The sequence below is a fragment of the Cupriavidus sp. IDO genome, from assembly GCF_000812465.1.
Classification (GTDB): Bacteria; Pseudomonadota; Gammaproteobacteria; order Burkholderiales; family Burkholderiaceae; genus Cupriavidus.
On the sequence record NZ_JWMA01000002.1, the window covers coordinates 68,367 to 86,135 of the forward strand.

The following is a 17,769-nucleotide window of genomic DNA, read 5'->3' on the forward strand; positions in this document are numbered from 1 at the left end:
ACACTGGATTCGCCGGACAACTCTGTTATAATCGCCGACTTCCCGGAGAGATGGATGAGTGGTTTAAGTCGCACGCCTGGAAAGCGTGTATAGGTTAATAGCCTATCGGGGGTTCGAATCCCCCTCTCTCCGCCAGTTATTCTGTAAGGCTTAGCGGGTTAGTAAGAGCTAACTGCTGGGTCATAAAGCGCCATGTGGGTCATTCCCCCTGGCGCTTTTTGTTTGCCTGCAGAGGGGCGACGACCTCTGCCTTGCGCCGGTACACGCGCTGAGTGGTGGCGCTGATGGCATGCGAGAGCAGGGCGCGCGCATGCTCAAGGTAGTCCGCGTCGCTGCCGGCCTTCGCTCGGATGTCGTGCTCGGTGAACCGAACTGCAACACACGATGGCCAGCGACGCCTGCCCGACGATCACCGCGCTGGTGCCGCAGGTGTACCTGCCCGAAGGCTACGCGCAGGCGCTCGCCAAGCCGACCGGCGGCAACATCGCCGGCGACAACGTGAACCTGAGCTTCGCCAGGGATGCGGTGCTTCGCCCCAACGCAAGGGTCAGCCTGAACGAACCGATGCACGCCGACGCAGAGTATGTGAGCGTCGTTGCGTTCTTCCTCAGTCCAGACAAGGACGTGGCATGGAAGCTGGTCGTGCCGAAGCGGCAGTGGAGGAAGACCGATCCCGTAAGGATCGCCATATCCGGCAGCAGTCTCGAACTGGCGGCATCCCACTGACGCCGGCTGCCGGCGGCCCCCATGCGCAATTTGCATAATGCGCGGCAACGCAGTATGGAAGAATTCCAGCATCAACTCCTCTCGCCCCAAATACCATGACCGAACCCGTCGTCTACCTCAATGGGAACCTGATCCCGATCTCTGAAGCCAGCGTTCCCGTGCTGGATCGCGGTTTCATCTTCGGTGACGGCATCTACGAGGTCATTCCAATCTACGGTGGCAAGCCGTTCCGCGGTGTGCAGCATATGGCCCGGCTCCGGCGCAGCCTGGCGGCGATCGGTATTCCCGATCCGCATAACGAAGCCGAATGGCTTGCCCTGATCGCGCGCGTGGTGGAGGCCAATGGCCTGTCGGACCAGATGATCTACATCCAGGTCACGCGCGGCGTCGCCAGGCGGGCGCATGCCTTCCCGAAGGAAGTTACGCCCACGGTGCTGATCATGACGAACCCGATGGCGCTGCCGTCGGCGGAAATGCGCGAGCGGGGCGTGGCCTGCGTGACGATGGAAGACCGTCGCTGGCTGAATTGCCAGATCAAGTCGACATCGCTGCTGGGCAATGTGCTGGCCGCGCAGGAAGCTGCGGTGCACGGCGTGACCGAGGCGATCCAGTTCCGCGACGGCTACCTGACCGAGGCCTCGTCCTCGAACGTGTGGGTGGTCCGCAAGGGCAGGGTGGCGGCGCCGCCGAAGGACAACCTGATCCTGGAAGGCATCCGTTACGGGCTGATGGAAGAGCTCTGCGCGGCCCTGGATATCTCGCTGGAGGCGCGCCGCATTACGCGCGACGAGGTGTTCGAGGCGGACGAGGTGCTGTTGTCGTCCGCCAGCAAGGAACTGCTGCCGGTGGTGAAGATCGACGGGAAGACGATTGGCGCGGGCGTGCCGGGGCCGGTTTTTGGCCGGCTGTACGCCGCCTACCAGGCTGCCATCGCCGCACTCTGAGCAAGATTTTCGCCGTCGGGTGCCCGTGCTACGATGCCCCGGGAACTCGATCGAGGAGACGGTCATGGCCAAGCGCGAGCGCGGCCCGCGAGCCTTGCAGGATGAGGTGAGCCGGCGGATTCAGCAGATCTACGAAATCGGCGAGGATGGCGCCAAGGTCCGCGTGCCCCCGCCCGTGCCTCATGCCCGGGACGCGCGTGGCCGCAACTGGAACATGACGGCGTTTGGCAATGCTGCCGGTTACGAAGCCAGCATTCGCGCCGTGGTCGACAAAGTTCGCGACGAGTTCGATCTGGTGGAGACGCCGGGAAATCGCACGCCGAACCCGTTTGGCGACTGACGGCCCCTGGTGTGTCCCCTGTCTGCGTTACGAGACTGCCTCCAGGCATGGCTCCGCACTTTGCCAGATGCCGCCTGATCGGCGTTTGGCTCCGTACATGGCTGCGTCCGCCGCATGCAGCAATGCCTGGCTGCCTTGCGCATGCACGGGGAATACGGCCAACCCGATACTGACGGAGGCCCCGACGCTGGAGCCATCGGGCAGGGTGATGGGGGCCTGCATCGCAAGCAGGACGTGCTCAGCCACCTGTATGGCATCGTGAGGTGCGCGCAGCGATGCCACCAGCACCGCAAACTCGTCGCCGCCCAGGCGTGCCACCACGTCGCTTCCACGCAGGCTGCCGCGGATGCGCTGCGCAATGGCAACCAGCACCGCGTCGCCGGCGGCATGGCCGAAGCGGTCGTTGATGTCCTTGAAGGCGTCGCTGTCCAGGTACAACAGCGCGGCATAGCCCTGTTTTGCGGCGGCGGTGCGCACGGCCAACTCAAGGATTTCTTCGAATGCGGCGCGATTGAGCAGCCCGGTCAGGGCGTCGTGATTGGCGCGGTGCGCGAGCGACCGGTTCTCGTGCTGCAACTGGTTCTGCCAGGTCTGCAGTTCGTCGAGCAGGCCGTTGAAGTCTTCGCCCAGTGCGTTGAGTTCTTCGATATGCGCCGGCGGCGTGCGCTGCGCGAAGTCGCGCTCCGATCGGACCGCGTGCGCCACGCGCATCAGGTTGCGCAACGGCTCCACGATGTGGACCAGCATGCGGCTTGACAGATAGTGCGCGCCGACCGCGGTCAGCAACAGGCAGCCGAGCAGGCCGAGCACGCCGCGCAGCAGGAAGTGCAGCAGGTTGCCGGGGTCTGCCGTCACGCGCAGCAGGCCGACCTGCTGGGCCTCGTGGATGATCGGCTGTTCTGCCGCTCCGGTAGTCAGCAGTTCGCCGATCGCGTAGCGCAGGCCGGTGAAGCGCTGCGGGTCGGGCCGTTTCCATTCGGCGAGCACCTGGTTGTCACGATCAAAGACCGTGGCGCGGGCGATATCTTCGGACGCGGCGATCACGCCGAGCGTGTCGCCGGTCGCTGCCTGGTCGTGGAAGACCACGGGGGCTTCCAGCGTGTAGGCGATGGAACGCGCCACCAGGTGCAGATTGTGCTCGGCGTAGACGCGCAGTGCTGTCACGCCCAGCGCGGTCAGCGAGACGCCGGCTGTGCAGACGGCAATCAGTGCTACACCGAGGTGGATGCGGCGCAGCGCGCTGTAGAGCGTCAGGCGTGGCGCAGCGGTGCCGGCCGGAATCCGGGTGCTCATGATGATGCCGCCTTGCGCCGGCCCAATTGCAGCACGCCGGGATGGACATGGATGCCGCTTCTCGCGATCGCATCGAGATTGACCCGGAACGACACCTGGCCGTCGCGGAAATTCAGGCAAAACATGCTGCCGGCTTCACATTCGAAGTCTTCTTCGCTGATGACCAGGACCGGGCGGCCGGTCAGATCGGCGGAAAGCCGCTTGCGCCGTACATCCGTCATGCTGCCCAGGTAAAGCGCATCGCAGTTGAGCGCGAGCGTTTCGACCATGACATCGACCTCCCGGCTTTGCACCGCGCGGCCGCTGCCGAGCGTGCCGCCCTCAAGCAGCCTGGCTGCATATCGGCTTGTGCTGTCGACACAAAGGCGGACGGCTTCGCGCTCACTGGGCCAGCGCGCGTAGCTGAGCAGGCTGAAAACGACGCGGGCTACCGAGTCGACACGTTGCGGCGCAGGCTGTGCTGTCACGGTGGGCGGCAGCACAGCAGGCAGCACAGCCAGGACAAGAGCGAGCAGGAAGGGCGTGCCGCGGCGAACGCGGGAGCGATACCGTGCACTGCGAATAGTGGCTGGGGCAGTAGCCATCAAAAATGGGGCGCGTGATTGCGGACAGCCTGAAGTTGCAGAGTTCGCTATTGAGGCTGGCTACGGGGCTTCCGCTAAACGGATCATTTGGGCGCCAGGTCGCGCGGCTTTGTGCTTCTCGTCGCCGGAGGGCGGGGCTGGGTGGCCCGGCCGTCCGGCTTGGCATCTTTCGGTTATCGGAATACCGGCGGAATTCATGAGGGCTGAATTGCGTCTGGGCCGGCCCGATGCAGGAAGAAGGGCTGCACCGCCATTTACGGGGCATAGAATACGGTCGTCGCGCAATAACGCGCCCCGTCACGGACCCCCGATGTTTCCAGATCCGCTTTTCCGCTTCCTGCACGTGGCCGGCGTCGCCGTCTGGGTCGGTGGCATGTTCTTCGCCTATCTCTGCCTGCGCCCGACTGCGGGGGAGGTTCTGGAGCCGCCGGTGCGGCTGCGCCTGTGGCGTGGGGTATTCGAGCGATTCTTCCGCTGGGTCTGGGCGGCTGTCGTGCTGATCCTGGTCAGCGGCGGAGCCATGATGGCAAGCGCGGGTCTTGCCGCAGCGCCGCCCAGCTGGCACCTGATGGCTACCATCGGAGTCGTGATGGTGGCTGTCTTCGTGTATGTCTTCTTCGGGCCGTATCCTGCTTTGCGGCGAGCCGTCGACGCGCAGGACTGGCCCGCCGCTGGCGCCGCGCTGAATCGCATCCGGCAGGCCGTGGGGCTGAACCTTGTGCTGGGCCTGGTCAATATTGCGGTGGGCACGCTGGGCCGGCTGCTGGCCTGACCGGGCCATCACATCATCGATATGGCTGTGCTAGAGTTTTCAGACACGTTTCGCAAGGAGGTGGATCATGACGAGTGAATCCCGGCCCAACCTGAAAGCTATCGTGCAGACCGCGCCCCAGGCAGGCCGCTATGTCTGGATCATTTCGCTGGTGGACTTCAGTGCCCAGCAAATCCGGCGCACCATTGTCTCGGACGATACCTTCACCACGTCTGACGCGGCCAGGGTGGCCGGCGACGCGGAACTCAAGGCCATGGCATCGGACCATTAGCAGGACCGGCCTGCCACGTCGGGGTGTTGCATTTTCATCGCCCTGTCATGGACGGAAACCCTTTGTTACGCTCCCGGCATGTGCCGGCGGGGTAGACTTTGTGCATGTTCCGCAAGAAGAAAGGACTTCCATGACACAATGTGCCCGCCGGCCCATGATGGCGCTTCTGCTTGCCGCCATGCTCGGTACCGGCCTGACCTACGCTACTGCTGCAATGGCGCAGGTGTCGGTCGATATTGCCATCGGCGTTCCGCCTCCAGCCCCCGTTTACGAGGTCGTGCCTGCACCGCGTCCGGGGTATGTCTGGGCGCCAGGCTACTGGGACTGGGACGACCACTACCACAAGCACGCCTGGAAGAAGGGTCGCTGGGAGCGCGAGCGGCCAGGATATGTCTATGAGTCGCCTCGCTGGGTCCAGGCGAGCGGCGGCTGGGTGCTGGTGCCGGGTCGCTGGAACGACCGAGGGCGCCATTACGACCACGATGACTACGACCATGATGACCATGGTCACGGCAAGAAGGACAAGGGCTATCATTGCCCGCCGGGTCACGCCAAGAAGGGCGAATGCTGAGTCTCTGAGCCTGTGCCGTGCCGGCGATGTTGCCGCCAGGCGGTGACATCCGGACGGCATGCCATGCTACGATCCCGCAACTATTGGCGCACCTTTCGCGCACCATGCAGGTGCGCTGCCAGCGGACTCGGAGGCAGATATGGCAAAGCAGGTTTTTTCGCGCGCGCAGTATCTCGACATCCTTAACGACAGCCTGCGCAAGCATCCGGGCTGGCGGCCCGGCATGGCTTTCGTGTTCCTGCCGCCCGGCGCCGACGCCAGCCAGGCAACCGCCGTAGGCTGCACGGGACCCCTGGATGCGATCGCAGTCTATTCGGAAATCCAGCGCGTGGCCGCCGAACTGATTGAAGTCCGCGAGTAGCCCGGCACGGCAAAGCGGATGCGCGGGCCCGGGCCTGCGTACAATACCGGCCTCGACAGACTTTCGGATGATGCCGTGAAGAAGACAGACCTGGAAAAGAACAAAGGGCTGAAAATCGCCCACAGCATGAAGCAGGCGGCAGCCAGCCGTGGTGCCGGTGTGGCCACTGCAGCCAAGGTGGATCGCCGCGAACAGCGGCGGCTAGATCAGGAGCAGGGCCTGGTGCCCTTTGCGTGCAAGCTGGACGGAAAGCTGGCCAGTCGCCTGCAGGTGCTGGCGGCCAGTCATCCAGGCGGCATGACCGGCCTGCTCAATGAACTGCTGACCGGCGCGCTGCCGGCCGAGGAGAACGCGGGCTGAAGCCTGCCGGCGCCCGCCGGGCGCCCGGATCCGCCCGCGCCTGCGGGCGAGGTCAGTCTTCCTCTTCCTCGTCCAGGAATTCGCGGCGCAGCATCCAGTTGGCGATGGCTTCGTCGCAGACTTTCTTCAGCTTCGCCTTTTCCGGCAGCTTGTCGAAAAACTCGAAATTGACCAGCGCCATGCCGGCATCGGTGATGTAGAACAGGCGGCGCGGCTCGTCATGGTGGACGATGCGACCGTCGATATCGTCTTCACCGTTGTCCGCCGGCACGTCTTCCAGTTCGACGACCCGGCAGGTGAAGCGCGGGCTGCGGGTATGGGTCAGGTACTCGAACTCGTCGTGCATGACCTCGCCGCCTTTGCCGGCGACTACAGCGAAGCCCCAGATAAAGCGGGGCATTGGCAGATCGGACAGGTCTTCAATCTCGTCCATGGTGTTCTCCCTGATTCAATAGCCCGCATTATCGCCCGGAACGCCGTTCCTTCAAATGCCAGCGCGCAGGCTACCTGCGCGCGCTACCTGGCGGCGTGACAGCCGGCCCGCACCGGCGGCTCGTTTTCGCCCTTCATCAGCTCGCGCAGCGTGCCGTCCTCGCCCTTGGTCCACCACTCGTACCTGCCGCCGACATAGCGCGCCCCTGAGCCGCTGATCACGTTGACAGCCAGCACCGACTTGCCTTCCAGCCGGAAGATCGCGATCTGGTTGTCGGGGCTGTTGAAGTAGCGAACCGCCAGCGTCATGTCGCCCTCGCACTGATAGCGCACCGTGCGGATGTTTTGGAAGCGAACGTCGTCGATGCCAGGGTTGCGCGCTGCCTGGGCGGCGGTGCCGATGCCCAGGGTGGCGATCAGTGCAAGGCCGCAGGCGTTGCGGAAGGCGGGTTGGCGGTTCATGGGGCTCCTGTTCGCAGTAGGGAAGACAGCCATAGGACGCGCCGGCAGTGCCACGGTTCCGACCGCCAGCCGGCTCAGGCGAGTTGGTACCCGGCGGCAAGCTTGCGGAAGCTCTCAGTCTCGCTGGCCTGCCAGGCCGCATCGTGGCCCAGTTCCTCTGCCAGGATCGCCGCAACCTGCGGCGCGGCGGCGATTGCGGCGCTGGCATCCAGGAACAGCGCCCGGTTGCGCCTTGCCAGCACGTCTTCGACCCGCCGGGCCAGTTCGTGGCGCGCGGCGAAGCGCACATGGGCTTCGGTCAGCCCGGCCGTGGACGCGAGCACATTGGCATAGCCGGGCAGGGCCCGCAGCGCCGCCAGCTCGTTGCCGTAGTAGCGGTCGGGCGAGACCGAGTTGGGTGCCGGCAGATCCGCCGGCAGCCCGGTCGCACCGTGCAGCGCCAGCTCGGCGGTCACGCACGGGGCCGCGCGCAGCATCTGGCGCTGGATCGCGGTCTCGATGACATCCTCTGCCATCTTGCGGTAAGTCGTCCATTTGCCGCCGGTGACGGTGATGAGACCGGCCTTCGACACCACGATGGTGTGCTCGCGCGAGAGCGATGCCGTGGATGCCTCGCCGGTGGCCCTGACCAGCGGCCTCAGGCCGGCCCAGACGCTGGTCACGTCGGCGCGCGTAGGATCGCGCGCCAGGTAACGCGAAGCGGTTTCGAGGATGAAATCGACATCGTCGCCGGTGGGCTCGGGCTCCAGCGGCAGGTCCTGGCGGGGCGTGTCGGTGGTGCCGACGATGGTATGGCCGTTCCAGGGCACGATGAAGAGCACGCGGCCGTCGTCGGTCTTGGGGACCAGGATGGCGCGCTCGCCCGGCAGGAAGCTGCGCGGCAGTGTCAGGTGCACGCCCTGGCTCGGCGCGACCATGGTGCGCGCGTGGCCGTCTTCCATCTGGCGGATGGCGTCGACCCATACGCCGGTGGCATTGATCACGCAGTCGGCGCGCAGCCGGAAGGTGGCATCGCCCAGCACATCCTGCACGGTGACGCCGCTGATCACGCCACCCTGCTGCGAGAGGCCGGTCACGCGCAGGTAGTTGATGGCCGTGCCGCCTACGTCGAACAGCGTGCGCATCAGCGCGATGGCCAGGCGGGCGTCGTCGAACTGCCCGTCGAAGTACAGGTTGCCGCCGCGCAGCGGCCGGCCGCCTACGTGCTCGGCCAGGGTCGGGGCGGCGGCCAGGACCTCGCGGTGGCTCAGCCAGCGGCTGCCGGACAGGTTGAGCTGGCCGGCCAGCATGTCGTAGAGCTTCAGCCCGATGCCGTAGAACGGCTGGTCGAACAACTGGTAGGCCGGCACGACAAAGCCCAGCGGCCACACCACATGCGGCGCATTGCGCGCGAGCAGGCCGCGTTCGTGCAGGGCTTCGCGCACCAGGCTGATATTGCCCTGCGCCAGGTAGCGCACGCCGCCGTGCACGAGCTTGGTGGCTTTGCTGGAAGTGCCCTTGGCAAAGTCTGCGGCCTCCACCAGCAAGGTGCGATAGCCGCGCGAAGCCGCATCCACGGCAGTGCCGAGGCCGGTGGCGCCGCCGCCAATGACGATCACGTCCCAGCGCGGCTCGCGCTCCAGGCTGGCGAGCAAGGCGGCGCGCGAAGGTGGCTGGATCGGGGTGGGAACTCTCTGCATGACGGATTCGGGCAATGGCTTCAGGCCGGCGTGTTGCCGGTGGATGGCGAACTGGTGCCGGCGTCGTCCTCGCGTGCCCAGTCGCGGGCGCGTGCCACGGCGCGGTGCCAGCGCGCCAGGCGGTGGGCGCGTTCGTCGGACGAAAGGTTAGGTTCGAAGCGCTGGTCTTCCTGCCATTGCTGCGTAATCTGGGCCGGCTCGCTCCAGTAGCCGGTGGCCAGACCGGCCAGGTAGGCCGCGCCAAGCGCGGTGGTTTCGGTGATGCGCGGCCGTACCACGGCGGTGCCGAGCAGGTCGGCCTGCATCTGCATCAGCAGGTCGCTGCGCGAGGCGCCGCCATCGACGCGCAACTCGGCCAGCGAGATGCCGGCGTCCTTCTGCATGGCATCGAGCACGTCCACGCTTTGCAGCGCGATGGACTCAAGCGCGGCACGCGCAATTTGCGGGCGACCAGTGCCGCGCGTCATGCCAACCAGCGTGCCGCGCGCGAACGGATCCCAGTGCGGCGCGCCGAGGCCGGCGAAGGCCGGTACCAGTACCACGCCGCCGGTATCGTCGCATTGGCGGGCCAGCGGCTCCACTTCCGGGGCGCTGTTGATGATCTTCAGGCCATCACGTAGCCACTGGATGGTGGCTCCCCCCATGAAAACACCGCCTTCCAGGCAGTATTGGGTTTGCCCGCCGATCTGCCAGCCGATGGTGGTCAGCAGCCGGTTTTGCGAGGTGACCGGCTGCGTGCCGGTATTCATCAGCAGGAAGCAGCCGGTCCCATAGGTATTCTTGGCCATGCCCGGCGACAGGCAGGCCTGGCCGAAGGTGGCGGCCTGCTGGTCGCCCGCGATGCCGGCGATGGGAATGGGTATGCCGAACAAGCGCGCGGCGGTGCGCGCGACCTCGCCGCTGGATGGCACCACTTCCGGCAGCACCTTGTGCGGGATGTCCAGCAGCGCCAGGAGCGCATCGTCCCACTCGAAGGTGTGGATATTGAACAGCATCGTGCGCGAGGCATTGGACACGTCGGTCACATGGCGCGCGCCATCGGTCAGCTGCCAGATCAGCCAGCTGTCCACGGTGCCGAAGGCCAGCTCGCCGCGCTGGGCCCGCTCGCGCGCGCCTTCGATGTTGTCCAGCATCCAGCGCAGCTTGGTGCCGGAGAAATAGGCATCGATGATCAGCCCGGTCTTCTCCCGGAACAGCTCGCCGTGGCCGGCGGCCTGCAGTGCCTCGCACATCGGCGCGGTGCGGCGGTCCTGCCAGACCAGCGCGCGGCCGACCGGCTCGCCGGTCTTGCGGTCCCACAGCACGGTCGTTTCGCGCTGGTTGGTGATGCCGATGGCGCTGAGCTGCGAGGCCGAGATCCCGGCATCGTTGAGCACCGCGTGGGCGACGGCCAGCTGCGATTGCCAGATTTCGTAGGGGTCGTGCTCCACATGACCCGGATGCGGATAATATTGGCGAAACTCGCGCTGGGCGAGCCGCACGACGTTGCCCGCGTGATCGAACAGGATGGCGCGCGAGCTGCTGGTGCCCTGGTCGAGCGCCAGTACATATTGAAGCGGCTGGTTCATGCCTTCAGTCCTGTAAATCTTTCCGATAATCTCGTTCCGGGCCGGCAATACCGGCTTCCGCTCACGATATGCCCGATATCGCTTCCCAGACCCCTAATCCTTCGGTTCCCGTTGACGTGCTGGCGGCCATAGCCGCGACGGTGGCCGACCGCAGTCCGTTCGATCCGGCCGCGCACCTGCGGCTGACCGTCGAGGATCTCCAGGTCGGCTGGCTCTCCCGTGTGCATGCCGAGATCCTGCGGAGCATGGGCTCCGTGCTCGGCGTGGAAGGCGAGGGGGCCCGGGTCGAGCTGTTGCCCGGACGCACCGACTTCGCGGCGCGCAGCGCGGCACTGGAGGCGCTGGCGCGGCAACTGGCCGACGCCGGCCACGTGCGCGGATGGCGCAACGAGCTGTTCGCCGTCACGGCGGCGCGGGACGTGCCGGCCTTCGCCGTGATCGAGCGCGCCGCGGCGCGTTTCCTGGGACTGCTGACCTTTGCCTCGCATATGAACGGCATCATCGAAGGCGAGCGGACGATGTGGATCTCGCGCCGCAGCCAGTCCAAGGCAGTCGATCCCGGCATGTGGGACAACCTGGTGGCCGGAGGCATGCCGCACGGCAGCGATCCGCTCGAAACGCTGGTGCGTGAATGCGACGAGGAATCCGGCATTCCCGAAGCGCTGGCGCGGACCGCGCGGGCGCACGGCGTGATCGAGGTGCTGCGCGAAATCTCGGAGGGCGTGCAGTGGGAACACGTCTATGTCTACGACCTGTTGCTGCCGCCCGGTTTCGTTCCGCACAACCGCGACGGCGAAGTGGCCGAGCATCGCCGCGTGGAACCATCCGCATTGCTTGATATCATGTCGGACCGCGCCATGACGGTCGATGCCACCCTGGTGACGCTGGATGCCCTCCGCCGACGCGGCTGGGCGGCAGCCGAAGGCCGTCGCGTGTGAGGTTTCGCACTGGTTTGTGCGGGAATTTCCGCCAGCGATTGCCCTGAAGCTCCCGCCAGGACGCATGTGCCGGGCCCTGATCCCGCACTCTCGCGTCTGCGCAGTGCCCACCCGACAGAACAACCTACGATGAGCAACCCCGGATTCATTCTCACCATTTCGTGCCCCGACCAGCCGGGCATCGTCCATGCCGTTTCGGGCCTGCTGTTCCAGCACGGCTGCAATATCGTCGACTCCGACCAGTATGGCGATGCATTCACCGGGCGTTTCTTCATGCGCGTGCATTTCAGCACGCCCGCCGGCGGTCCTGACCTGGCGGCGCTGAAGACGGCGTTTGCGCCAGTCGGCGACCAGTTTTCGATGCAATGGGAGCTGTTCGACGCCTCGGTCAAGCCGCGCGTGATGATCATGGTGTCCAAAATCGGACACTGCCTCAACGACCTGCTGTTCCGTGCCAAGGTCGGCGGCTTGCCGGTCGAGATCGCGGCCATCGTGTCGAACCATCGCGACTTCTACCAGCTCGCCGCGTCGTACGACGTGCCGTTCTTCCACCTGCCGCTGATGAATGCGTCGGCCGAGCAGAAGGCCGCGCAGGAAGCCCGCGTGTTCGAGGTCGTGCGCGACCAGAATATCGACCTGGTGGTGCTGGCGCGCTACATGCAGGTACTGTCGCACGACCTGTGTACCAGGCTGGCCGGCCGCGCCATCAATATTCACCATTCGTTCCTGCCCAGTTTCAAGGGCGCCAAGCCGTATTACCAGGCGCATGACCGCGGCGTGAAGCTGATCGGCGCTACCGCGCATTATGTGACGGCGGACCTGGACGAGGGCCCGATCATCGAGCAGGAGATCGAGCGCGTCGACCACAGCATGGATCCGGAGCAGCTCACCGCCGTGGGCCGCGACGTGGAATGCGTCGCACTGGCGCGTGCCGTCAAATGGCACGCCGAGCATCGCATCCTGCTGAACGGCCACAAGACTGTCGTCTTCAAGTAACGCCATCACCTTGCCGTTCCCGCGCAGGCGGGAACGCTGCATCCTCAAAGGTGCCGGATCCCCGCCAACGCGGGGATGACTGGCAAGTGGATCAGTCCCGGTCCGCGACCACACAGTTCACTCCGCTATCCGCCAGCATCTGCCCGAACGGCGCAATCAGCGCCTGGTCGGTGAACAGCCGGTCGATCTGCGACAGGTGGGCCAGTTCCACCATGGCCTGCCGGTTGAACTTGCTGGCGTCCGCCGCCAGCCAGATCTCGCGCGAATGCTCCATGATGGTTCGCGCCACCTTCACTTCCCGGAAGTCATAGTCGCGCAGCGTGCCGTCGGCCTCGATCCCTGAAATGCCGATCAGGCCGATATCCACCTTGAACTGGCGGATGAATTCCACCGTGGCTTCACCGACGATGCCGCGGTCGCGCGAGCGCAGCACGCCGCCGGCCACGATCACCTCGCAATCGGGGTTGTCGGCAAGGATGTTGGCCACGTTCAGGTTGTTGGTAATGACCCGCAAGCCTCGGTGATGCATCAGCGCGCGGGCGATCTCTTCCACGGTCGTGCCGATGTTCAGGATCAGCGAGCAGCCTTCGGGCACCGCGGCTGCCACGGCGCGTGCAATGCGCGCCTTGCCTTCGGCGTTGAGCACCTGGCGCTGCCGGTAGGCAATGTTTTCCGTGGTGGAGCCTTCGACCCGCACGCCGCCGTGAAAGCGCGCCAGCATGCCGTTGCCGGCCAGCAGGTTCACGTCGCGCCGGACGGTCTGCAGCGTCACGCCAAACTTCCTGGCGAGTTCATCGATGGAGGCGAAGCCTTGTGTGCGGACTTCTTCCAGGAGAGCGGTCTGGCGGGGATTGAGGGTCATGCCGGGATTCTAGTTCAAACAGAAACGAAAACAAATGATGCGGTGCACGATTGTTTTGTGTTCGTTTCTTTGCTAAAACGAGCACGAAACCAAGTCTTGTGCGCCTGCGTCGGAAGATCGACGGTGATGTAGAGAGCATATCGAACATTGGAGGCTGGATGCAGCTACGACTGGAAGGCATTGCGCAGCAGGTCGGTTCGCAGGCCTATCTCTATCCGATGACGCTGGAGCCCGTGTCCGGCGCCGTCACCAACTTGCTGGGCGTCACGCAGGCTGGCAAGACCTCGCTGATGCGGGTCATGGCCGGGCTGGACCGCCCTAGCGCGGGCAGGGTGCTGGTGGACGGCATCGACGTGACCGGTGTGCCCGTGCGCGAGCGCAATGTGTCGATGGTCTACCAGCAGTTCATCAACTACCCCTCGCTCAGGGTGTTCGACAACATCGCCTCGCCGTTGCGATTGCGCGGCAAGGCGCGCGGCGAGGACATCGCGGCGCGCGTCCGGACGCTGGCGGGACGGCTGCACATCGATCATCTGCTCGACCGCTATCCCTCCGAGCTGTCCGGCGGGCAGCAGCAGCGCGTGGCGCTGGCGCGCGCGCTGGCCAAGGGCGCGCCGCTGATGCTGCTGGACGAGCCGCTGGTCAACCTGGACTACAAGCTGCGCGAAGAACTGCGCGAGGAGCTGACGCAGCTGTTCGCGCATGGCGATGCCACCGTGATCTACGCCACGACGGAGCCTGCCGAGGCGCTGCTGCTCGGCGGGCATACCGCGGTGATGGATGGCGGCGAACTGCTGCAATATGGCCCGACGCCGGAAGTCTTCCACTTCCCGGATTCGCTGCGCGTGGCGCGCGCCTTCAACGATCCGCCCATGAACCTGATCGCGGGCCAGTTGCAGGGCGGGCGGGTGACGCTGGCCGGCGACATCTCCGTGCCGCTGCCGGAGGCTGGCCGCCACGGCGGGCCGGTCACCGTGGGCGTGCGCGCGGCCGCGCTGCGGCTCGACGGCGTGCCGGGCTCGGTGCCGGTGCCGGGGCGCGTTGCACTGGCGGAGCTGTCCGGCTCGGATACGTTCGTGCACGTGGACACGGCCGCCGGCAACCTGGTTGCGCAGTTCGCGGGCGTGCTGGACCTGCGGCTGGGCGCATCGCTGACGCTGCAACTGGTGCCGGAGCAGCTCTACCTGTTCGATGCCGGCGGCAAGCGTATCCACGCGCCGCGGCGGCCGGGCGGGCTGGCGGCAGATGTGGTCGCGCCTGGCGCAGTGGCGGGAAGCTGAGATGGCACGCATCGATCTCGATCTGGCGCACTCCTATCTGCACGAACCGCAGACCGATGAGGATTACGCGCTGCTGCCGCTGAAGTTCACGTTCGAAGATGGTGGTGCCTACGCCTTGCTCGGGCCTTCCGGCTGCGGCAAGACGACTTTGCTCAACTGCATTTCAGGGCTGCTGCATCCGTCGCAGGGCACCATCGTCTTCGACGGCGCGGACGTCACCCGTGCGACCCCGCAGGACCGCAACATCGCGCAGGTGTTCCAGTTTCCGGTCATCTACGACACCATGACCGTCGGCGAAAACCTTGCCTTTCCGCTGCGCAATCGCGGCGTGCCGGAGGCGCAGGTCCGCGAGCGGGTAGGACGGGTCGCCGAAATGCTCGACCTGTCCGGCGCACTGGAACGCCGCGCGAGCGGGCTGGCGGCCGACGCCAAGCAGAAGATCTCGCTCGGACGCGGGCTGGTGCGCCAGGACGTATCGGCAATTCTGTTCGACGAACCGCTGACCGTCATTGACCCGCAACTCAAATGGCAGCTGCGGCGCAAGCTTAAGGAGATCCATCACGAATTCCGCCTGACGCTGATCTACGTGACCCACGACCAGACCGAGGCGCTGACCTTTGCCGACCAGGTGGTGGTGATGTCGCGCGGCAAGGCGGTGCAGGTCGGGCCGGCTGACGCACTGTTCGAACGCCCGGCGCATACCTTCGTCGGCCATTTCATCGGCTCGCCTGGCATGAATTTCCTGCCGGCGATCTGGCGCGACGGGGCGATCGAGATTGCCGGGCGCCGCTACCTGCCGGCGCTGTCGCCCTCAGTCGGGCAGGCCTTGCAGGCCGCCGGCAGCTTCCGTGTGGGTGTACGGCCGGAGTACCTGCATCTGGCGGATGACGGCGACGCGCAGGCGGTACCGGTGCGGGTGGAGCGGGCGCAGGACATCGGCACCTACTGGCTGGTGACGGCGTCGGTGCAGGAAGCCGGCGCGCAGGTCGGCACGTTGCGGGCGCGTCTGGGTGCCGCGGCCGCTGCGCTGCGGCCGGGCGACACGGCGTGGATGTCGGTGTTCAATCGGCACACGTGCTACTACGTCAACGAGGAACTGGTCCCATGAAGCCCGTCAACCAGAAGGCATGGCTGCTGGTGTTGCCGGTGGTGCTGTGCGTGGCGTTCTCGGCCATCCTGCCGCTGATGACGATCGTCAACTACTCGGTGCAGGACATCATCTCGCCGGAGCGGCGTGTGTTCGTCGGCACCGAATGGTTTCGCACGGTGCTGCGCGACGGCGAGCTGCACGACGCGTTGCTGCGCCAGCTCGGCTTTTCGCTGGCGGTGCTGCTGGTGGAGATCCCGCTTGGAATCATGCTGGCGCTGTCGATGCCGGCAAGGGGCTGGAAGGCGTCGGCGGTGCTCGTCACGATCGCACTGTCGCTGCTGATTCCGTGGAACGTGGTCGGCACCATCTGGCAGATTTTCGGGAGAACGGATATCGGTCTGCTCGGCGCGGCGCTGGCCGCGATGGGCTTTGACTACAACTACACCGGCAGTGCCTTCGACGCGTGGGTGACCGTGCTGGTGATGGACGTCTGGCACTGGACGCCGCTGGTCGCATTGCTGTGCTACGCAGGCCTGCGGGCCATTCCCGACGCTTATTACCAGGCCGCGCAGATCGACGGCGCCACGCGTCTGGCGGTGTTCCGCTACATCCAGCTGCCCAAGCTGCGTGGGGTGCTGATGATCGCGGTGCTGCTGCGCTTCATGGACAGCTTCATGATCTATACGGAGCCGTTCGTGCTGACCGGCGGCGGGCCCGGCAACGCCACCACCTTCCTGTCGCAATACCTGACGCAGAAGGCTGTGGGGCAGTTCGACCTGGGGCCGGCGGCGGCGTTTTCGATTGTCTATTTCCTGATCATCCTGCTTCTGTGCTTCATCCTCTACAACTGGATGCAACGCGCGGGCACCGCAGGCAGCGAGGACATGCCCCATGGCTGATACCCGATCCCGCAGCGTTCACTGGCGGACCGGCTTCCTGCTGGTCTATCTGCTGTTTGCCATCGTGCCGATCTACTGGATGGTGAACATGTCGTTCAAGACCAACGAGGAGATCGTCTCCACGCTGTCGCTGTGGCCGGCGGACTTCACGCTGGAGCACTACAAGACCATCTTCACCGATTCGTCGTGGTATTCGGGCTATATCAACTCTATGATCTACGTGGCAATGAACACAGTGATCTCGATCTCGGTGGCGCTGCCCGCGGCCTACGCCTTCTCGCGCTACCAGTTCATCGGCGACAAGCATGTGTTCTTCTGGCTGCTGACCAACCGCATGACCCCGCCGGCGGTGTTCCTGCTGCCGTTCTTCCAGCTCTACAGCACGATCGGGCTGATGGACTCCCATCTCGGCGTTGCGCTGGCGCACCTGGTCTTCAACGTGCCGCTGGCAGTGTGGATCCTGGAAGGCTTCATGTCGGGCGTGCCGCGCGAGATCGACGAGACGGCCTACGTCGACGGCTATTCCTTTCCGCGCTTCTTCCTCACGATCTTCCTGCCGCTGATCAAGGCCGGCGTGGGCGTGGCGGCGTTCTTCTGCTTCATGTTCAGCTGGGTCGAGCTGCTGCTGGCGCGCACGCTGACATCGGTCAACGCCAAGCCCATCGTGGCCACCATGACGCGTACGGTGTCGGCCTCCGGGATGGACTGGGGCGTGCTGGCCGCGGCGGGCGTGCTGACCATCGTCCCGGGCGGCATCGTGATCTGGTTTGTGCGGCACTACATCGCGAAGGGCTTCGCGATGGGCCGCGTGTAGTCCGGCAGGGGGAATGCAATGCTGAACTGGATGGTCTGGACTACGCCGGTAGCGGTGTTCTTTGGCTGCATCGTCATCATGCTGATCGGCATGACGATCTGGGAGACGCGCGCACCGGCGGTGCTGCGCAAGGGCTTCCTGCCGATCGCCACCACGCGCGGGGACCGGCTCTTCATCGGCCTGATGTGCGCCGCCTGGATCAACCTTGCGTGGGTGGGGCTGGGCGAAAAGATGGTCCAGTGGTTCTCGCTGGCGGAGGAGCCGTCGATCTGGATCAGCTTCGGGCTGTCGGCGCTTGTGCTGCTGCTGGTCATGCGCAAGGGGTAAGAGACGCTATCAAAATGATTCTGGCGTCGTTGCGCGGCCTTGCCGTACGAGTTGTACTGTCTGCGGCCGCGCGCCTAGCCAGAATCGCTTCGCTTCATTTTGATAGCGTCTCTAATCAGGACCATCGAATCATGGGACAGGCGGCTTGACCCTTCCCCGGGGCCGCAACCCAGATAACAGTCGGGGAGGGGACTCTTGAG

General features: G+C 65.5%; 22 protein-coding genes and 1 tRNA gene. 16 read left to right on the plus strand and 7 right to left on the minus strand.

Annotated features, from left to right (window positions below):
- Positions 1-44 precede the first annotated feature (44 nt).
- The 4 genes from RM96_RS00875 to RM96_RS00890 all read left to right on the plus strand — a co-directional run bounded on the left by RM96_RS00875 (position 45) and on the right by RM96_RS00890 (position 2,010).
- Positions 45-135 (plus strand) — tRNA-Ser (locus RM96_RS00875).
- A gap of 249 nt (positions 136-384) precedes the next feature.
- Positions 385-726, plus strand: a complete 342-nt coding sequence (locus RM96_RS00880; RefSeq protein ID WP_052279249.1) for a type VI secretion lipoprotein TssJ — start codon at positions 385-387, stop codon at positions 724-726.
- Positions 727-821: 95 nt separating this feature from the next.
- Positions 822-1,670 (plus strand): D-amino acid aminotransferase, encoded by an 849-nt coding sequence (locus tag RM96_RS00885; RefSeq protein ID WP_039006676.1) that lies wholly within the window; start codon positions 822-824, stop codon positions 1,668-1,670.
- Positions 1,671-1,734: 64 nt separating this feature from the next.
- Positions 1,735-2,010, plus strand: a complete 276-nt coding sequence (locus RM96_RS00890) for a hypothetical protein (protein ID WP_039006678.1) — start codon at positions 1,735-1,737, stop codon at positions 2,008-2,010.
- A 27-nt stretch (positions 2,011-2,037) separates the two neighbouring features.
- Here the strand turns inward: RM96_RS00890 and RM96_RS00895 are convergent, their stop codons facing one another.
- Both RM96_RS00895 and RM96_RS00900 read right to left on the minus strand, forming a co-directional pair.
- Positions 2,038-3,303, minus strand: coding sequence for a diguanylate cyclase (locus RM96_RS00895; RefSeq protein WP_039006680.1), 1,266 nt, complete (start codon positions 3,301-3,303; stop codon positions 2,038-2,040).
- Positions 3,300-3,887, minus strand: coding sequence for a YfiR family protein (locus RM96_RS00900; protein ID WP_039006681.1), 588 nt, complete (start codon positions 3,885-3,887; stop codon positions 3,300-3,302). Before RM96_RS00900 ends, RM96_RS00895 begins: the two co-directional genes overlap by 4 nt.
- Before the next feature lie 310 nt (positions 3,888-4,197).
- Between RM96_RS00900 and RM96_RS00905 the strand changes: the two genes are divergently transcribed.
- From RM96_RS00905 to RM96_RS00925, 5 genes are all read left to right on the plus strand, one after another.
- Positions 4,198-4,659: a DUF4149 domain-containing protein gene (locus RM96_RS00905; RefSeq protein ID WP_039006683.1), complete on the plus strand. Its 462-nt coding sequence runs from the start codon at positions 4,198-4,200 to the stop codon at positions 4,657-4,659.
- Positions 4,660-4,726: 67 nt separating this feature from the next.
- Complete coding sequence (locus RM96_RS00910; RefSeq protein WP_039006685.1) at positions 4,727-4,930, plus strand: hypothetical protein; 204 nt, start codon at positions 4,727-4,729, stop codon at positions 4,928-4,930.
- A gap of 130 nt (positions 4,931-5,060) precedes the next feature.
- On the plus strand, positions 5,061-5,501 hold the full coding sequence (locus RM96_RS00915; protein WP_039006687.1) for a YXWGXW repeat-containing protein: 441 nt from the start codon (positions 5,061-5,063) through the stop codon (positions 5,499-5,501).
- Positions 5,502-5,640: 139 nt separating this feature from the next.
- Positions 5,641-5,862: a hypothetical protein gene (locus RM96_RS00920; RefSeq protein ID WP_039006690.1), complete on the plus strand. Its 222-nt coding sequence runs from the start codon at positions 5,641-5,643 to the stop codon at positions 5,860-5,862.
- Positions 5,863-5,880: 18 nt separating this feature from the next.
- Positions 5,881-6,222: a hypothetical protein gene (locus RM96_RS00925; protein WP_052279250.1), complete on the plus strand. Its 342-nt coding sequence runs from the start codon at positions 5,881-5,883 to the stop codon at positions 6,220-6,222.
- A 52-nt stretch (positions 6,223-6,274) separates the two neighbouring features.
- Here RM96_RS00925 and RM96_RS00930 read toward each other — a convergent pair whose 3' ends face one another.
- The 4 genes from RM96_RS00930 to glpK all read right to left on the minus strand — a co-directional run bounded on the left by RM96_RS00930 (position 6,275) and on the right by glpK (position 10,363).
- Positions 6,275-6,655, minus strand: coding sequence for a hypothetical protein (locus RM96_RS00930; protein WP_039006692.1), 381 nt, complete (start codon positions 6,653-6,655; stop codon positions 6,275-6,277).
- 83 nt (positions 6,656-6,738) lie between these two features.
- Complete coding sequence (locus RM96_RS00935) at positions 6,739-7,116, minus strand: MliC family protein (RefSeq protein ID WP_039006693.1); 378 nt, start codon at positions 7,114-7,116, stop codon at positions 6,739-6,741.
- A 74-nt stretch (positions 7,117-7,190) separates the two neighbouring features.
- Positions 7,191-8,795: a glycerol-3-phosphate dehydrogenase/oxidase gene (locus RM96_RS00940; protein WP_039006695.1), complete on the minus strand. Its 1,605-nt coding sequence runs from the start codon at positions 8,793-8,795 to the stop codon at positions 7,191-7,193.
- Positions 8,796-8,815: 20 nt separating this feature from the next.
- On the minus strand, positions 8,816-10,363 hold the full coding sequence (gene glpK, locus RM96_RS00945) for a glycerol kinase GlpK (protein ID WP_052279251.1): 1,548 nt from the start codon (positions 10,361-10,363) through the stop codon (positions 8,816-8,818).
- 68 nt (positions 10,364-10,431) lie between these two features.
- Between glpK and RM96_RS00950 the strand changes: the two genes are divergently transcribed.
- Positions 10,432-11,301, plus strand: coding sequence for an NUDIX hydrolase (locus RM96_RS00950; protein ID WP_039006697.1), 870 nt, complete (start codon positions 10,432-10,434; stop codon positions 11,299-11,301).
- 129 nt (positions 11,302-11,430) lie between these two features.
- Positions 11,431-12,297, plus strand: coding sequence for a formyltetrahydrofolate deformylase (gene purU / locus RM96_RS00955; RefSeq protein WP_039006699.1), 867 nt, complete (start codon positions 11,431-11,433; stop codon positions 12,295-12,297).
- Positions 12,298-12,388: 91 nt separating this feature from the next.
- Here purU and RM96_RS00960 read toward each other — a convergent pair whose 3' ends face one another.
- Complete coding sequence (locus tag RM96_RS00960) at positions 12,389-13,159, minus strand: DeoR/GlpR family DNA-binding transcription regulator (protein ID WP_039006701.1); 771 nt, start codon at positions 13,157-13,159, stop codon at positions 12,389-12,391.
- A gap of 158 nt (positions 13,160-13,317) precedes the next feature.
- Between RM96_RS00960 and RM96_RS00965 the strand changes: the two genes are divergently transcribed.
- Genes RM96_RS00965 through RM96_RS00985 form a run of 5 tightly spaced genes read left to right on the plus strand, consistent with a single transcriptional unit; the run spans position 13,318 to position 17,569 of the window.
- Positions 13,318-14,439, plus strand: a complete 1,122-nt coding sequence (locus RM96_RS00965) for an ABC transporter ATP-binding protein (protein WP_039006703.1) — start codon at positions 13,318-13,320, stop codon at positions 14,437-14,439.
- 1 nt (position 14,440) lies between these two features.
- Positions 14,441-15,547, plus strand: a complete 1,107-nt coding sequence (locus RM96_RS00970; protein WP_039006780.1) for an ABC transporter ATP-binding protein — start codon at positions 14,441-14,443, stop codon at positions 15,545-15,547.
- The gene (locus RM96_RS00975) at positions 15,544-16,428 is read left to right on the plus strand and encodes a carbohydrate ABC transporter permease (protein ID WP_039006705.1); all 885 of its coding nucleotides are present in this window, start codon (positions 15,544-15,546) and stop codon (positions 16,426-16,428) included. The genes RM96_RS00970 and RM96_RS00975 overlap by 4 nt, the downstream gene beginning before the upstream one ends.
- Positions 16,421-17,242: a carbohydrate ABC transporter permease gene (locus RM96_RS00980; protein WP_039006706.1), complete on the plus strand. Its 822-nt coding sequence runs from the start codon at positions 16,421-16,423 to the stop codon at positions 17,240-17,242. The genes RM96_RS00975 and RM96_RS00980 overlap by 8 nt, the downstream gene beginning before the upstream one ends.
- A gap of 18 nt (positions 17,243-17,260) precedes the next feature.
- Positions 17,261-17,569 (plus strand): DUF2160 domain-containing protein, encoded by a 309-nt coding sequence (locus tag RM96_RS00985; protein ID WP_039006708.1) that lies wholly within the window; start codon positions 17,261-17,263, stop codon positions 17,567-17,569.
- Positions 17,570-17,769 lie beyond the last annotated feature (200 nt).

Bases quoted from the DNA above. Each gene is read 5' to 3' on its own strand.
- RM96_RS00880 (WP_052279249.1), top strand. From the start codon at position 385: ATGGCCAGCGACGCCTGCCCGACGATCACCGCGCTGGTGCCGCAGGTG.
- RM96_RS00885 (WP_039006676.1), top strand. From the start codon at position 822: ATGACCGAACCCGTCGTCTACCTCAATGGGAACCTGATCCCGATCTCT.
- RM96_RS00890 (WP_039006678.1), top strand. From the start codon at position 1,735: ATGGCCAAGCGCGAGCGCGGCCCGCGAGCCTTGCAGGATGAGGTGAGC.
- RM96_RS00895 (WP_039006680.1), bottom strand. From the start codon at position 3,303: ATGAGCACCCGGATTCCGGCCGGCACCGCTGCGCCACGCCTGACGCTC.
- RM96_RS00900 (WP_039006681.1), bottom strand. From the start codon at position 3,887: ATGGCTACTGCCCCAGCCACTATTCGCAGTGCACGGTATCGCTCCCGC.
- RM96_RS00905 (WP_039006683.1), top strand. From the start codon at position 4,198: ATGTTTCCAGATCCGCTTTTCCGCTTCCTGCACGTGGCCGGCGTCGCC.
- RM96_RS00910 (WP_039006685.1), top strand. From the start codon at position 4,727: ATGACGAGTGAATCCCGGCCCAACCTGAAAGCTATCGTGCAGACCGCG.
- RM96_RS00915 (WP_039006687.1), top strand. From the start codon at position 5,061: ATGACACAATGTGCCCGCCGGCCCATGATGGCGCTTCTGCTTGCCGCC.
- RM96_RS00920 (WP_039006690.1), top strand. From the start codon at position 5,641: ATGGCAAAGCAGGTTTTTTCGCGCGCGCAGTATCTCGACATCCTTAAC.
- RM96_RS00925 (WP_052279250.1), top strand. From the start codon at position 5,881: ATGCGCGGGCCCGGGCCTGCGTACAATACCGGCCTCGACAGACTTTCG.
- RM96_RS00930 (WP_039006692.1), bottom strand. From the start codon at position 6,655: ATGGACGAGATTGAAGACCTGTCCGATCTGCCAATGCCCCGCTTTATC.
- RM96_RS00935 (WP_039006693.1), bottom strand. From the start codon at position 7,116: ATGAACCGCCAACCCGCCTTCCGCAACGCCTGCGGCCTTGCACTGATC.
- RM96_RS00940 (WP_039006695.1), bottom strand. From the start codon at position 8,795: ATGCAGAGAGTTCCCACCCCGATCCAGCCACCTTCGCGCGCCGCCTTG.
- glpK (WP_052279251.1), bottom strand. From the start codon at position 10,363: ATGAACCAGCCGCTTCAATATGTACTGGCGCTCGACCAGGGCACCAGC.
- RM96_RS00950 (WP_039006697.1), top strand. From the start codon at position 10,432: ATGCCCGATATCGCTTCCCAGACCCCTAATCCTTCGGTTCCCGTTGAC.
- purU (WP_039006699.1), top strand. From the start codon at position 11,431: ATGAGCAACCCCGGATTCATTCTCACCATTTCGTGCCCCGACCAGCCG.
- RM96_RS00960 (WP_039006701.1), bottom strand. From the start codon at position 13,159: ATGACCCTCAATCCCCGCCAGACCGCTCTCCTGGAAGAAGTCCGCACA.
- RM96_RS00965 (WP_039006703.1), top strand. From the start codon at position 13,318: ATGCAGCTACGACTGGAAGGCATTGCGCAGCAGGTCGGTTCGCAGGCC.
- RM96_RS00970 (WP_039006780.1), top strand. From the start codon at position 14,441: ATGGCACGCATCGATCTCGATCTGGCGCACTCCTATCTGCACGAACCG.
- RM96_RS00975 (WP_039006705.1), top strand. From the start codon at position 15,544: ATGAAGCCCGTCAACCAGAAGGCATGGCTGCTGGTGTTGCCGGTGGTG.
- RM96_RS00980 (WP_039006706.1), top strand. From the start codon at position 16,421: ATGGCTGATACCCGATCCCGCAGCGTTCACTGGCGGACCGGCTTCCTG.
- RM96_RS00985 (WP_039006708.1), top strand. From the start codon at position 17,261: ATGCTGAACTGGATGGTCTGGACTACGCCGGTAGCGGTGTTCTTTGGC.